General features: G+C 69.2%; 13 protein-coding genes, 1 pseudogene and 1 riboswitch. Of the genes and pseudogenes, 10 read left to right on the top strand and 4 right to left on the bottom strand.

Annotated features, from left to right (window positions below; genetic code table 11):
- The first annotated feature begins 56 nt into the window (after window positions 1-56).
- Window positions 57-1,310 (top strand): Ig-like domain-containing protein, encoded by a 1,254-nt coding sequence (locus tag ACIRQP_RS01750; RefSeq protein WP_403881765.1) that lies wholly within the window; start codon window positions 57-59, stop codon window positions 1,308-1,310.
- Between the two features lie 93 nt (window positions 1,311-1,403).
- On the opposite strand, the gene ACIRQP_RS01745 is transcribed toward ACIRQP_RS01750, so the two are convergent.
- Window positions 1,404-1,805, bottom strand: a complete 402-nt coding sequence (locus ACIRQP_RS01745) for a hypothetical protein (protein WP_403881763.1) — start codon at window positions 1,803-1,805, stop codon at window positions 1,404-1,406.
- A 197-nt stretch (window positions 1,806-2,002) separates the two neighbouring features.
- Between ACIRQP_RS01745 and ACIRQP_RS01740 the strand changes: the two genes are divergently transcribed.
- The 6 genes from ACIRQP_RS01740 (at window position 2,003) to ACIRQP_RS01715 (ending at window position 9,580) form a co-directional block, all read left to right on the top strand.
- Window positions 2,003-2,623, top strand: coding sequence for a heme-copper oxidase subunit III (locus ACIRQP_RS01740; RefSeq protein WP_403881760.1), 621 nt, complete (start codon window positions 2,003-2,005; stop codon window positions 2,621-2,623).
- Window positions 2,624-2,693: 70 nt separating this feature from the next.
- Complete coding sequence (locus ACIRQP_RS01735) at window positions 2,694-3,503, top strand: c-type cytochrome (RefSeq protein ID WP_403881757.1); 810 nt, start codon at window positions 2,694-2,696, stop codon at window positions 3,501-3,503.
- Window positions 3,500-4,555, top strand: a complete 1,056-nt coding sequence (locus tag ACIRQP_RS01730; protein ID WP_403881754.1) for a Rieske 2Fe-2S domain-containing protein — start codon at window positions 3,500-3,502, stop codon at window positions 4,553-4,555. The genes ACIRQP_RS01735 and ACIRQP_RS01730 overlap by 4 nt, the downstream gene beginning before the upstream one ends.
- Window positions 4,552-6,177 carry a cytochrome bc complex cytochrome b subunit gene (locus tag ACIRQP_RS01725; protein WP_403881751.1) on the top strand — a complete coding sequence of 542 codons (1,626 nt, stop codon included), beginning with the start codon at window positions 4,552-4,554 and terminating at the stop codon, window positions 6,175-6,177. Before ACIRQP_RS01730 ends, ACIRQP_RS01725 begins: the two co-directional genes overlap by 4 nt.
- A 194-nt stretch (window positions 6,178-6,371) precedes the next feature.
- A complete protein-coding gene (gene trpD / locus ACIRQP_RS01720) occupies window positions 6,372-7,436 on the top strand; it encodes an anthranilate phosphoribosyltransferase (protein ID WP_403881749.1) in 1,065 nt (354 codons plus the stop codon).
- Between the two features lie 442 nt (window positions 7,437-7,878).
- Window positions 7,879-7,996, top strand: a riboswitch (SAM riboswitch).
- 198 nt (window positions 7,997-8,194) lie between these two features.
- Window positions 8,195-9,580 (top strand): aminotransferase class V-fold PLP-dependent enzyme, encoded by a 1,386-nt coding sequence (locus ACIRQP_RS01715; protein ID WP_403881746.1) that lies wholly within the window; start codon window positions 8,195-8,197, stop codon window positions 9,578-9,580.
- A gap of 10 nt (window positions 9,581-9,590) precedes the next feature.
- Here ACIRQP_RS01715 and ACIRQP_RS01710 read toward each other — a convergent pair.
- The 3 genes and pseudogenes from ACIRQP_RS01710 to ACIRQP_RS01700 all read right to left on the bottom strand — a co-directional run.
- A pseudogene (locus ACIRQP_RS01710) lies at window positions 9,591-10,088 on the bottom strand (HAMP domain-containing protein); the annotation flags it as partial.
- Window positions 10,089-10,204: 116 nt separating this feature from the next.
- Complete coding sequence (locus ACIRQP_RS01705; RefSeq protein WP_403881743.1) at window positions 10,205-10,486, bottom strand: Lrp/AsnC family transcriptional regulator; 282 nt, start codon at window positions 10,484-10,486, stop codon at window positions 10,205-10,207.
- Complete coding sequence (locus tag ACIRQP_RS01700; protein ID WP_403881740.1) at window positions 10,483-11,193, bottom strand: rhomboid family intramembrane serine protease; 711 nt, start codon at window positions 11,191-11,193, stop codon at window positions 10,483-10,485. The genes ACIRQP_RS01705 and ACIRQP_RS01700 overlap by 4 nt, the downstream gene beginning before the upstream one ends.
- Before the next feature lie 189 nt (window positions 11,194-11,382).
- Between ACIRQP_RS01700 and ACIRQP_RS01695 the strand changes: the two genes are divergently transcribed.
- From ACIRQP_RS01695 to ACIRQP_RS01685, 3 genes are all read left to right on the top strand, one after another.
- Window positions 11,383-11,625, top strand: a complete 243-nt coding sequence (locus ACIRQP_RS01695) for a hypothetical protein (protein WP_403881737.1) — start codon at window positions 11,383-11,385, stop codon at window positions 11,623-11,625.
- 37 nt (window positions 11,626-11,662) lie between these two features.
- Window positions 11,663-13,027 (top strand): NYN domain-containing protein, encoded by a 1,365-nt coding sequence (locus tag ACIRQP_RS01690; RefSeq protein WP_403881735.1) that lies wholly within the window; start codon window positions 11,663-11,665, stop codon window positions 13,025-13,027.
- Window positions 13,028-13,377: 350 nt separating this feature from the next.
- A complete protein-coding gene (locus ACIRQP_RS01685; protein ID WP_403881733.1) occupies window positions 13,378-14,418 on the top strand; it encodes an NlpC/P60 family protein in 1,041 nt (346 codons plus the stop codon).
- Window positions 14,419-14,420: the final 2 nt, after the last annotated feature.

Below are 14,420 nucleotides of genomic sequence, written 5' to 3'. Positions count from 1 at the left end.
CCCCGTTTGCCTCTCTCACCGCGCGGAAAAGCCGCGAGTGTTCCTATCTTGTGATCATGAACCACACGCCACGCTTGCGTACTGTCCTGTGCTGCACCCTGCTGGTCGTGTCCCTCTGGGCGAGCGCGACCGCGTGCAGCAGCAGCGACGAGAAGCACCCGCTCTCCGCGAAGCCGGCTGACGCCACAGGCAAGGTCAACTTCAGCATGTCCGCGGGCAAGACCAAGGCCGACCCGGACAAGCCCCTCGAAGTCACCTCCACGGGGGCCGACGGCAAGATCACAGACGTCACCGCCGTCGACAAGACGGGCCACTACCTGGCCGGCGAACTCGCCGCCGACGGCTCACGCTGGCACTCCACGGCGCCCCTGGCCGCCGGGAGCCGCTACACCGTCAAGGTCTCCACGGAGAGCAAGAAGGGCGCCCCGGGCATCCGGACGCTCACCTTCGACACCCGCCCCGCCAAGAAGAAGCTCACGGTCGAGTTCGGCCCGGACTCCGGCGAGTACGGGGTCGGCCAGCCCATCACCGCCTCGCTCAGTGAGCCGGTCACCTCCAAGAAGGCCAGGGATGTGATCGAGCGGTCCCTGAAGGTCCGCTCCACGCCCGCCGCGGACGGCGGGGCCTGGCACTGGGTGGACGACAACGAGCTGCACTACCGCCCCAAGGACTACTGGCCCGCCAACGGGACCGTCACGGCGTCGAGCACGCTCGAAGGCGTGAAGATCAGCGACAAGCTGTACGGCGGCGCGGTCAAGCCGATCAAGATGAAGACCGGCGACCGGGTCGAGGCCATCGTCGACGCCAGCGCGCATTACATGACGGTCTATGTCAACGGGGAAGAGATCAACAGCATTCCGGTGACCACCGGCAAGCCGGGCTTCTCGACGCGGAACGGCATCAAGGTCGTCCTGGGCCAGGAGTACTTCGTACGGATGCGCGGCACCAGCGTCGGCATCGGCGGCGGCGAGGGCTACGACCTGCCCGTCTACTGGGCCACCCGCGTCACCTGGAGCGGGGAGTACGTACACGCCGCGCCGTGGTCCGTGGGCTCGCAGGGGGTGGCGAACGTCAGCCACGGCTGCGTGGGCATGTCCACCGGCAACGCCGCCTGGTTCTTCGAGACCGTCCAGGAAGGCGACATCGTCCAGGTCATCAACAGCGCCGGGGACTACATGGAGGACTTCGGCAACGGCTTCGGAGACTGGAACGTGGACTGGAAGGACTGGCGCGAGGGCAGCGTCCTCCAGGCAGGGACGAGGGAGGGCAGCAGCCCCGCCGACAAGGCGAGGCTCCGTCCCGTCGTCTGAGTCCCGTGAGTCCCGGGATTCGTACCGTGTGGTCCCCAGAGGGCCGTGGACGTCCGATGGCCGGCGTCCGCGGCCCTCAGGCGTTCACGGCCCTCAGGCGTCCACGGCGAGCCTGGCGCGCAGCAGAGAGGCCAGCGTCTCCGCGAAGCCGACCGGTTCGACCGGAAGGGTCACCGCGGCGTCCGCGCGGCTCCAGGTGGCCAGCCAGGCGTCCTGCGGGCGGCCGATCAGCAGCAGCACGGGCGGGCAGTTGAAGATCTCGTCCTTGATCTGCCGGCAGACCCCCATGCCGCCCGCGGGGACCGTCTCGCCGTCCAGCACACAGACGTCGATGCCGCCCTTGTCCAGATGCTTGAGCACCGCGGGCAGGGTGGCGCACTCCAGGAACTCGACCGGCGGTACGTCGGAGGCCGGCCTGCGTCCCGCTGCCAGCCGGACCTGCTCGCGGGTGTTCGCGTCGTCGCTGTAGACCAGCACCGTGGCGGTCGGCTGCATTGTTCCTCCGTGACATCAGTGTCTGCGAGGGCTTCAGGGCGTCATTGCCATGAACCGATGCCGCGGATGCTACTCCGTCGGACACCATGTCAGCACGGGTAATGACGCCCCTTCGATGGGCCGTTCGAGCTGGGCACATCGCATGGACACACCGAACGGCACCCCCCGGGGTCAGGGCGGGATAAGCGACCGACATAATGTCGGTCGTGGCGACAGCAACGACAGTAGAAACCGGGCACGCGCACCCGTCGGTCAATCGGCCGAACCTCACCAGCGTCGGAACCATCATTTGGCTGAGTTCCGAGCTGATGTTCTTCGCGGCCCTCTTCGCGATGTACTTCACCCTGCGATCGGTGATGGGAGCGGAGTACTGGAAGGAAATGGCTCATGCCCTGAACGTCCCGTTCTCGGCTACGAACACCACGATCCTGGTGCTCTCCTCGCTCACCTGCCAGCTCGGCGTCTTCGCCGCCGAGCGGGGTGACGTGAAGAAGCTCCGCACCTGGTTCGTGATCACCTTCGTGATGGGTGCGATCTTCATCGGCGGTCAGGTCTTCGAGTACACCGAGCTGGTCAAGAAGGACGGCATCTCGCTGTCCTCGGACCCGTACGGCTCGGTGTTCTATCTGACCACCGGCTTCCACGGTCTGCATGTGACGGGGGGGTTGATCGCGTTCCTGTTCGTCCTGGGCAGGACGTACGCGGCCAAGAGATTCACCCACGAGCAGGCAACCGCCGCCATCGTCGTGTCCTATTACTGGCACTTCGTCGATGTCGTCTGGATCGGCCTTTTCGCCACGATCTACTTGATCAAGTAGCCGGGCACGGCGCCCGAGCGCACACAGTCCAGAAGCACCGACGCTGAAGATCCTGACACCGGGGTAATCCGTGAAAAAGCTCTCCGCACGACGACGCCATCCGCTGGCGGCGGTCGTCGTCCTACTCCTCGCGCTGGCGGCCACCGGGGGGCTGTACACCGCGTTCGCGCCCGCGGGCACGGCACAGGCTGACGAAACCGCCCAGTCCCTCGCCATCGAGGAGGGCAAGAAGCTCTACTCCGTCGGCTGCGCCAGCTGCCACGGAGTCGGCGGTCAGGGATCCTCTGACGGCCCGAGCCTGGTCGGCGTCGGCTCCGCCGCCGTGGACTTCCAGGTCGGCACCGGCCGCATGCCGGCCATGGGGCCCGGCGCGCAGGTGCCGAAGAAGAAGGTCATCTATTCGCAGAAGGAGATCGATCAGCTCGCCGCGTATGTCGCGTCCCTCGGCGCCGGCCCGATCACGCCGACCGCGAAGCAGTACAGCCCGGCCGGTGCGGACATCGCCAAGGGTGGCGATCTGTTCCGTACCAACTGCACCCAGTGCCACAACTTCACCGGCGAGGGTGGCGCGCTGACAAATGGCAAGACCGCGCCGTCGCTTGAGGGCGTGGATCCGAAGCACATCTACGAGGCCATGCAGACCGGCCCGCAGAGCATGCCGTCCTTCCCCGACTCCACGATGCCGGAGCAGCAGAAGAGAGAGATCATCGCCTACGTCAAGGCGGTGAACGGTGAGGAGTCCGAGAGCCCCGGCGGTCTGAAGCTGGGCGGCCTCGGCCCCGTCAGCGAAGGACTCTTCGGCTGGATCTTCGGTCTGGGTGCTTTGATCGCAGTCGCCGTCTGGGTCGCGGCCCACACCGCTAAGGCCAAGAAGTCATGAGTAGCCAAGAAGAGATTCCAGAGAAGAACCTGCCGAGCGAGCAGGGGGCCGCGCACGGCGCGGTGGCGCGTACGGACGATCCGTTCGCCGACCCGGGACTGCCGGCCCACCGGCCGCGCGTGCAGGACATCGACGAGCGGGCGGCCAAGCGGTCCGAGCGCTCGGTCGCCCTGCTGTTCCTGCTGTCGATGGTCGCGACCGTCGCCTTCATCGCCTCGTACGTGGCGTTCCCGGTCGACAAGATCGTCTTCATCTTCCCGTTCGGCCACATCAGCATCCTGAACTTCTCGCTGGGCGTGACCCTGGGCATCGCGCTCTTCTGCATCGGCGCCGGCGCGGTCCACTGGGCGCGCACGCTGATGTCGGACGTGGAGACCGCCGACGACCGCCACCCGATCGAGGCGACGCCCGAGGTCAAGGCGAAGGTCCTGGAGGACTTCGCGGCGGGTGCGGCGGAGTCTGGCTTCGGTCGGCGCAAGCTGATCCGCAGCACGATGTTCGGCGCGCTGGCGCTGGTGCCGCTCTCCGGCGTGGTGCTCCTGCGCGACCTGGGCCCGCTGCCCGAGAAGAAGCTCCGCTCCACGCTGTGGCGCAAGGGCAAAGAGCTCATCAACATGAACACCAATGAGCCGCTGCGTCCCGAGGACGTCGTCGTGGGTTCACTGACCTTCGCCATGCCCGAGGGTCTCGACGAGCACAGCGAAGACTTCCAGAAGCAGATCGCCAAGGCGGCTCTGATGATCGTCCGGATCCAGCCGGACGAGATCAAGGACAAGCGCGAGCTCGAATGGTCCCACCAGGGGATCGTGGCGTACTCGAAGATCTGTACCCATGTCGGCTGCCCGATCAGCCTGTACGAGCAGCAGACGCACCATGTGCTGTGCCCGTGCCACCAGTCCACCTTCGACCTCTCCGACGGCGCCCGCGTCATCTTCGGCCCGGCCGGTCACCCCCTTCCGCAGCTGCGTATCGGTGTGAACGCTGAGGGCAACCTCGAAGCGCTCGGCGACTTCGACGAGCCCGTCGGCCCTGCCTTCTGGGAGCGCGGATGAGTACCGCTGACGACAAGAACCGCAAGGCACCCGCGGGCGAGCGGGTCGCCGACTGGGCGGACGGCCGGCTGGGCATCTACAGCCTGGCCAAGACCAACATGCGGAAGATTTTCCCGGACCACTGGTCCTTCATGCTCGGTGAGATCGCCCTCTACAGCTTCATCGTCATCATCCTCACGGGTGTGTATCTGACGCTGTTCTTCCACCCGTCGATGAACGAGGTGGAGTACCACGGCGGCTACGTCCCGCTCCAGGGCGTGATGATGTCGGAGGCGTTCGCCTCCACGCTGGACATCAGCTTCGACGTCCGCGGCGGTCTGCTGATCCGGCAGATCCACCACTGGGCCGCGCTGATCTTCCTCGCGGCCATGCTGGTCCACATGATGCGCGTCTTCTTCACGGGCGCGTTCCGCAAGCCGCGCGAGATCAACTGGCTGTTCGGCTTCCTGCTGTTCGTCCTGGGCATGTTCACCGGGTTCACCGGTTATTCGCTCCCGGACGACCTGCTCTCCGGCACCGGTGTCCGGTTCATGCAGGGCGCCATCCTGTCGGTGCCGGTCGTCGGAACGTATCTGTCGATGTTCCTGTTCGGCGGGGAGTTCCCCGGCGGCGACTTCGTGGCCCGGTTCTACTCGGTCCACATCCTGTTGCTGCCCGGCATCATGCTCGGCCTCGTGGTGGCCCACCTGATCCTGGTCTTCTACCACAAGCACACGCAGTTCGCGGGCCCCGGCCGTACGAACAAGAACGTCGTGGGCATGCCGCTGCTGCCGGTCTACATGGCGAAGGCGGGCGGTTTCTTCTTCCTGGTCTTCGGTGTGATCGTGATCGTCTCCGGGATCGCCACGATCAACCCGATCTGGGCCATCGGCCCGTACCGTCCCGACCAGGTGTCCACCGGCGCCCAGCCCGACTGGTACATGGGCTTCTCCGAGGGACTCATCCGTGTGATGCCCGGCTGGGAGATCGACTTCGCCGGACACACCCTGGTCCTGGGTGTCTTCATCCCGCTGGTGATCTTCCCGTTGGTGCTGGTCGCGATCGCGGTCTATCCGTTCGTCGAGTCCTGGGTCACCGGTGACAAGCGCGAGCACCACATCCTGGACCGCCCGCGCAACGCACCGACCCGTACGGGATTCGGTGTGGCCTGGCTGACCTGGTACTTCGTACTGCTCGTGGGTGGCGGTAACGACCTGTGGGCGACGCACTTCCATCTGTCGATCAACGCGATCACCTGGTTCGTCCGGATCGCCTTCTTTGTCGCACCGGTCGTCGCCTTCGTCGTCACCAAGCGGATCTGTATGGGTCTCCAGCGGCGCGACGCCGAGAAGGTGCTGCACGGACGCGAGTCCGGTGTCATCAAGCGGCTGCCGCACGGTGAGTTCATCGAGGTCCACGTCCCGCTGGAGCAGGGAGCCCTGCACAAGCTCACCGCGCACGAGCAGTACAAGCCGGCCGAGATCGGCCCCACGGTCGACGAGAACGGCGTGGAGCGCAAGGTGGGCCCCGGCGAGAAGGTCCGCTCGAAACTGAGCAAGGGCTACTACGGCGAAGGCAACCAGATTCCCAAGCCCACCGCCGAGGAGTACAAGGAGATCACCAGCGGCCACGGCCACCACTGATCCCGCCCGGCCTCACCAGGTCGCCACCACCGAGGGCCCCGGCCCGGTCTCCCGCGAGGGAACCGGCCGGGGCCCTCGGCGTACGTCCTGTTCCGGAGTACGGGCATCCGCCCTGCGGGCCGGTACGCGCCGATAGGCTGGCCACAGGCCGCACACAAGGCCCACGCGTCGGACCCGGACACCCAGGAGCGAGCATGAGCGCTGTGACCCCCGTCGGAGGCGACACCGCGGCGGCCCGCACCTGGCCGGGCGTACTGAACGCACTGCTGAGCGGCGCCGACCAGAGCGCGGACGCCACCGCCTGGGCGATGGACCGGATCATGAGCGGCGAGGCCACCGACGCCCAGATCGCCGGCTTCGCCGTCGCCCTGCGGGCCAAGGGCGAGACGGTCGCGGAGATCAGCGGCCTCGTACGCGCGATGTACGCGCACGCCAACCTGATCGAGGTGCCCGGCCGGACCGTCGACATCGTCGGCACCGGCGGCGACGGCGCCAAAACCGTCAATATCTCGACCATGTCGTCGATCGTGGTCGCCGGCACCGGCGCGAAAGTCGTCAAGCACGGCAACCGCGCCGCGTCCTCCGCGAGCGGAGCCTCCGACGTACTGGAGAAGCTCGGCGTCAACCTGGAACTGACCCCGCAGCGGGTCGCCGAGGTCGCCGAGGAAGCGGGGATCACCTTCTGCTTCGCGGTGAAGTTCCACCCCGCCCTGCGTCATGTGGCCGCCGCGCGAGGCGAGTTGGGCATCCGCACCACCTTCAACTTCCTGGGCCCCCTCACCAACCCGGCGAAGGTCCGCGCGCAGGCGACGGGCGTCGCCGACGCTCGGATGGCGCCGATCATCGCGGGCGTACTGGCCGAGCGCGGCTCCTCCGCGCTGGTCTTCCGCGGCGACGACGGCCTCGACGAGCTGACCACCACCGCGACGTCGCGGGTATGGGTCGTCCGGGACGGCAAGGTGACCGAGGAGGCGTTCGACCCGCGGGACGTGGGCCTGGAGCTGGTGCCCGTGGAGGCGCTGCGGGGCGCGGACGCCTCGTACAACGCGGATGTCGCGCGGCGGCTGCTGGCGGGGGAGACGGGGCCGGTGCGGGACGCGGTGGTGCTGAACTCGGCGGCGGCGCTGGTGGCGCTGGATCCGACGGGGGAGTCGCTGGCGGCGCAGTTGTCGGCGGGGATGGAGAGAGCGGCGGAGTCGATCGACTCGGGCGAAGCGGGGCGGGCTCTCGCCCGCTGGATCGCGTCGTCGCAGTCGTAGCGTTTCGCCTTCCGGCGGGGGCCGTTGTCCGGGGTGCGGTGCGATTTGGGTTGGGCCGGTTTCCGGGTGCGGGTTGTCGCCGGGTGTCGCTCCGGGGCTCGCGCCCTGGACGGCATGCTGTGCTTTTCCGGGGGACACCCCGGACCCCCGTACGGTGCGACTCTGGCCACAGTCGGGGCACGGGCGGTCGCGCGCCACACATCACGCTTTAGTGTCCCGGACACGACCCCTGCGCGCCCCCCTTCACCGCCCGCACAAACGGCCCGGCCGTGCGCGGGGCGGCAGCCACAGGGCGGCGAGTGGCGGAGTCCACCGGGCCGCATCCACACCCCCACCCCGCAGCTCCCTCCAGGTCGCGGGGTGCGGGGGCCCATCGGTACCAGCCACAACGACCGCACCCCGGCGCCCCTCGCCGCCACCCCTATGGCATACTCCTCGGCAAGGTCATGAGTGACAGCGATTAAGGCCCCGGCTCGCTGTCCGGCAACCCTCCGTCCGTGGCGGGGTGCCCCGGGTGAAGACCAGGCCGTAGGCAGCGAGGTCTGCGGCAAGCGCGGATCCCTGCCACCTTTGGGGTCCTGGTCCTCAAGGGAGCAGTCTCGTGAGCAAGCGAATGCGTTAGGGCTTTCACGCCCCTCTTCAACACACCTCCGCACGGCGACTCCGTGCGTCGAGGCACACCCCGCCAGCACCGCGGCACAGCCGCGCACCGCGGGGACTTGAAGCCGTTCCGACTTGTCCCGCCGGGAGATATCGCCATGTCCGCACGCCCGAACGCCGCCGTCACCACGACCCCCTCCGACGATCCCGCCTGCGCCGCGCCGCTGCCGGTGCTCGGGCGTGAGGTGACCGTCCCGCTCGTCACCGGCGGCGAGGTCACCTACGCCGCGCTCGACTACGCGGCCAGCGCCCCCGCCCTTCAGCGCGTGTGGGACGCCGTCGCCGCGTACGCCCCGTACTACGGCAGTGTCCACCGGGGTGCCGGTTATCTCTCGCAGCTTTCCACGGATCTGTTCGAGAACAGCCGCCGCACGGTCGCGGAGTTCCTCGGTTGCCGCCCCGGCGACCAGGTCGTCTTCACCCGCTCGACCACCGACTCGCTCAATCTGCTGGCGGCCGTGGTCCCCGCGGAGTGCGAGGTGTTCGTGTTCGAGACCGAGCACCACGCGTCCCTGCTGCCCTGGCGGGACGCGCGGGTGACCTATCTGAACGCTCCTCGGACGCCGGGCGAGGCCGTCGCGACGCTGGAGCGGGCGCTCGCCGGGCGCGGGTCCGAGGGGCCGGCGCTGGTCTGTGTGACCGGTGCGTCCAATGTGACCGGTGAGCTGTGGCCCGTACGGGAGTTGGCCGCCGCCGCACACGCGGGGGGCGCCCGTATCGTGCTGGACGCCGCTCAGCTCGCGCCGCACCACCCCGTGGACATCGCCGAGCTGGATGTCGACTGGGTGGCCTTCTCCGGGCACAAGCTGTACGCGCCGTTCGGTTCCGGGGTGCTCGCGGGGCGGGCCGACTGGCTCCGGGACGCGGAGCCGTATCTCGCCGGGGGTGGCGCCAGCCGCAAGGTGGCGCGTCGGGCCGACGGCGGGGTGGATGTCGAGTGGCACACCACGGCGGCCCGTCATGAGGCCGGTTCGCCCAATGTCATCGGGGTGTACGCGATCGCCTCGGCCTGCAAGACGCTCACGGACGCCGGGTTCGACGCGCTGGTGGCGCGCGAGCAGCGGCTCGTGGCGCGGGTGCGGGAGGGGCTGGCCGGGGTGCCCGAGGTGAAGGTGCTCTCGCTGTTCGGCGAGGACGCGCCGCGGGTCGGAGTGCTCTCGTTCGTGGTCGAGGGGTGGAACAGCTCGCACTTCGCCGCCGCGCTCTCCGCGGAGTACGGCATCGGCGTACGGGACGGGCTCTTCTGCGCCCACCCGCTGGTGCGGACGCTGCTGGACAGCGACCCGCAGGACCCGGGGGAGTGCGGTGCCCCGGAGGCCGAGCCGGGTGAGCGGTCGCTCAACGCGATCCGGGTCAGCTTCGGCGCCGGGACGCCGGACGAGCATGTTGACCGGTTCGTGCGGGCCGTGCGGGAGCTGGTGACCGACGGCGCGCGGTGGAACTACCGTACGGAGGACGGCCGCTGCGTCCCCGACCGCGGCTGACCGTCAGGCCGCGACGGGCGACTTCGGCCGGGATCTTGCCGCGTACGGTCTGGTGGTCGAGCGCGCCCTCGGCGGTGATCACCAGATCGGCGCGGGCCGGCCGGGCGTCGAGGTCGAGCCGGTCGAGCATCCCGTTGAAGGTCTCGGCGAGCGCCGCGATGTCGTCCCGGCCCTTGACGGGGATGCGGCGGGTGAGGTCCTGCTCGGTGAGTTGTGCCGCGGTGATCCGTACGACCCGTACGGGCGCGAGTATGCGGCCCGCGACTGCCCAGCCGATGCCGGTCGTCAGCAGCAGCGCCACCCCCGAGATGGCCAGCAGCGTACGGAACGTCTCGTCCGCGACGGCCCGTTCCCGGTCCGCGTGGAAGGCGACGACGCAGGCGCCGGGCGCCGTGTCGCCGGCGGGGGCGATCTCCACTTTCGCCCAGCGCGGCTCGCCCCGCGGGCGGTGCAGGGTGCCGGAGGCCGCCTCGGAGGCGAAGATCCGGGTCAGCGCGTCGTCGTCCCGCCACAGGGCGGTCCGCTCGGGGAGGTCGCGGCGCTGCCGGATCACCTGCGGTTTGGGCACGGCGGCCCGGATCAGGCTCGCCGGCGCCGGCGCCGGAACCGGCGGGAGACGGGGCCCTACGCGTCGAGTCCGATGGCGAAGGCGGCTTCGAGGTCGTGCTGGGAGTACGTACGGAACGCCACATGCGTGTCCGTGGCCTCGACGCCCTCGATCTTGCTGATCCGGCCGGGGATCACATCCGCCAGATCGTCGTGCTTGGAGACCCGGACCATGGCGATCAGGTCGTACGTACCGGTGACCGAGAAGACCTCGCTGACGCTGTCGAGGGCGGCGATCGACTCCGCGATCTCGGGGATCCGGTCGACGCTGGTCTTGATGAGCACGATCGCGGTGATCACGGTTGGCGTTCTCCCTCGGTGGCCGCGGTTTGGTCTTTCACTCTATCGGTACGCCAGTACCGCACCCAGGTGTAGAGGAAGCCCGTGCCGAACCCCACCACATGCGCGAGATAGGCGACCCCGGGACCGGCCTCCGCGCCCTGTGCCGCCGCCCACTGGAGCGCGAACCAGAAGATCAGCACCATCCAGGCGGGGAAGCGCAGCGGCAGGAAGAGCAGAAACGGGAAGAGGCTGGTGACCCGGGCTCTGGGGAAGAGGTAGAGGAAGGCGCCGAGCACCCCTGAGATCGCGCCCGAGGCCCCCACCAGCGTCTGGTCCGAGTCGGCGTTGGCCGCCGCGTACACGAACAGCGCGAAGTAGCCGACGGCGAGATAGAAGAGCGCGAACCGCGCCCGGCCCATCCGCTCCTCGGCCATCGCCCCGAAGACATACAGGAAGAGCATGTTCCCCAGCAGATGCAGCCAGCTGCCGTGGACGAAGAGCGCGGTGAGCGGGGTGAGCAGGGCGTGCGGGGTGCCGCGCAGCAGATTGACCGGGATGACGCCCCACCGTTCGAAATACGCGCTCTGGGTCGCGAGGAGCGTGTCCCCCTTCCCGTACCCCGGATTGAACCCCGACAGCGGGCTGACCAGGAAGACCAGACAGCAGAGGCCGATGAGTCCGTAGGTCACCACTGGGCCGCCGGCCGCCGTCCGCCACTTGATCATGGACAGAGCATTGCGTACCGGGACCCACTGGTACAGAGCGCCTCGCCGCCCCCTGCAGGGGCCGCCAGGCCGTAGGGTTGCTGGCATCACCTACGTGTTTCTGGATATCCGCGTTTCGACGGCGCACCGCGGGACACCGCACCGAGGATCGACGGAATCGACGGAATCGACGAAAAGAGGACGGCGACGATGACGACGGTTCCCCGGCCGACGGCCGCTACCCGGTGGCGCTGCACGCTGTGCGGCAATCTCACGCGCTTCGATGTGACCCGCTCCGCGAAGACCGTCGAGTACGTCCATCTGGACCTGGCAGGGGAGCCGAAGGTCGAGGAGCGCGAGGTGGTCAGTGAGACCATCGAGTCGGTGCGGTGCCGTTGGTGCAACGCCGTGGACCAGATCGAACTGGTGGACAGGCCGGGGGCCGGTTCCTGACGGAGCCGCCCGAAAGGGGTAGATGGGGTGACGGATCGTGGAGCAGCCCGCGAGCGGTGCTGAGCCGTCCGGTGCGGCCGGCGGTGACGCCGCGGAGGCGCTCGACCGCCCGCTCCCGGACGGAGTACGGCGCCGCGTCGTCGCGCTGGTCTCCGACGCCTTCGGCGGGCTGACCGTCACCGAACTCCCCGCGCCATTGCGGCAGTACGCCCGGTTCACCCCGAACAGACGGGCGAAGTTCGCGGGAAACGCGATGGCCGCCGCCCTGGAGAGCGACCCGGTGTTCCGGCAGCGGATCGGGGAGCGCATCGGCCAGTCCCAGCCCGAACTGGCCGCGGCCCTGGAGGCGGGCTCGCCGCCCGCCGCCGCCGATCCCGTCGATGTCGCCGCCGCCGCGTATGTCCTCAGACCCCCGGGGTGGGTGAAGCTGGTGGCCGCCGCGGGCGAGGAGGCCCAGCGGGCGGACGCCGAGCGGGCCGGCGTGGAGACCCGGCGCGAGCTGGAGCGGCTCCGTGAGGAGCTGGCCGTCGCCAGGGCCCTGACGAAGAGCGAGACCGAACGGCTGCGTACGGAGCTGGAGGCGGCCCGCAAGGAGACCGAATCGCTCCATCGCAAGCTGCGCAGCGCCCAGAGCGATGTGAAGCGGGGCGAGGCCGCGCTGCGCCGCGCGAACGCGGAGTCCGAGGCGTTCCGGGCCGAGTCCGCGGCGCAGGTGTCCGCCGCGGAGAGTGAGACGCGCCGGATCAGGGCGCGTCTCGGTGAGGCGGAGGCGGCCGTCGAGGCGAGCCGCCGGGCCGCCCGTGAGGGCCGCTCGGTGGAGGACATGCGGCTGCGGCTGCTGCTGGACACGGTGCTGGAGTCGGCGCAGGGGCTGCGGCGCGAGCTGGCGCTGCCGCCCGCTGCCGCCCGCCCCGCGGACACGGTCGACGCGGTCGAGCCCGGCCGTATGTCTCCCAAGGATGTGGCGGCCCGCGCGCTCTCCGAGACCGATCCCGCGCTGCTCGACCAGCTGCTCGCGCTGCCGCAGGCGCATCTGATCGTGGACGGCTACAACGTCACCAAGACCGGCTATCCGACGATGCCGCTGGAGAAGCAGCGGCTGCGGCTGCTGGGCGGGCTGGCCATGCTCGCGGCGCAGACGGGCGCGGAGATGACCTGTGTCTTCGACGGCGCCGAGCTGGCGGCGCCGGTGCTGCTCGCCCCGCCGCGCGGGGTGCGGGTGCTGTTCTCCAAAGCGGGCGTGACGGCGGACGAGTTGATCCGCCAGCTCGTCAGGGCCGAGCCGCCCGGCCGGCCCGTGGTCGTGGTCTCCACCGACCGGGAGGTCGCGGACGGGGTCGCCAGGGCCGGTGCCCGACCGGTCGCCTCCGCCTTGCTGCTGAAGCGGCTTTCGCGCGCCTGATCCCTCTTGTGACGCTGGTCAACTCGTGCGAACAATGACCGAATTGATCGCCTGTTGTCGCAGCGCAGCGTCAAATGTCCATGACTGCCTGTGTGGTGTCTGTAAATTATGTGCGTCCTGACGGACTTTTTCCTTGGAAGGATTTGAACTGATCACGAGAAGGTCACTAAGGTCAGGCCTCGAACCTTCGCGCGGTTGATCATCCATCCGGGGTGGCAGCGAAGGAACCGCCGATTTCGTGCAGTTCGGCCCGGTTCGGTCCAGTTCGCTGGAGGGGTCGACGCAGGAAGCCGGGGCTTCTACGTCCCCCATGGCCCGGTAGGCGGCTGAGGAAGAAGGAGCTCGCCTCCGTGGCGTCCCACCGTCGACCCAAGCAGCCGAGCCGCGCCCGTGTGACCGTGCTCACCGCTACCGCCGCCGCTGCCGTCGCTCTCAGCTCCCAGGCCGCCCAGGCCGCCGAGCCGAAGCCGAGCAAGGAAGACGTCAAGGAGAAGGTCGACAAGCTCTACGAGGACGCGGAGAAGGCCACCGAGAAGTACAACGGGGCCAAGGAGGCGCAGGGCAAGCTCGAAAAGCAGGTCGACGCCATCCAGGACAAGGTCGCCCGCGGCCAGGACGAGCTCAACAACCTGCGCGACGGCCTCGGTTCGATGGCCAGCGCCCAGTACCGCACCGGCGGCATCGACCCGGCCGTACAGCTGTTCCTCTCCTCGGACCCGGACAGCTACCTGGAGAAGGCGTCCACGCTCGACCAGATCAGCGCCAAGCAGGCCGACACGCTCCAGCAGATCCAGTCCAAGCAGCGGACCCTCGCGCAGCAGCGCCAGGAGGCCCAGGGCAAGGTCAAGGACCTCGCGGAAACCCGTAAGCAGCTCGGCGAGCAGAAGGACGCGGTCCGGGCCAAGCTCGCCGAGGCGCAGAAGCTGCTCAACACGCTCACCGCGCAGGAGCGCGCCGCGCTCGTCGCGGAGGACGAGTCCCGTGCCAGCCGCGACGGCGGCACCTCCTCGCGCCCCGACCTCGGCAACTCCGTGCCCGCCTCGCAGCGTGCCTCCGCCGCGTTCGCCGCCGCCCAGAGCAAGATCGGCACCCCGTACGTGTACGGCGCCAGCGGCCCCAGCTCGTTCGACTGCTCCGGACTGACCTCCTGGGCGTACGCGCAGGCCGGCGTCGGGATATCCCGCACCTCCCAGGCCCAGGCCAACGACGGCGCGCGCATCGGGATGAGCCAGCTCCAGCAGGGCGACCTGGTCTTCTTCTACGGCGACCTGCACCACGTCGGCTTCTACGCGGGCAACGGCCAGGTGCTGCACGCCCCCAAGCCCGGTGCCAGCGTGCGCTACGAGTCCATCAACAACATGCCCTTCCAGTTCGGTGTCCGGATCGGCTGACG

The sequence above is a fragment of the Streptomyces sp. NPDC102274 genome (assembly GCF_044766385.1).
In the GTDB taxonomy this organism is placed as follows: domain Bacteria; phylum Actinomycetota; class Actinomycetes; order Streptomycetales; family Streptomycetaceae; genus Streptomyces.
The sequence above is the reverse complement of the archived record's forward strand: the minus strand, read 5'-3'. Positions and strand labels throughout refer to the sequence as shown.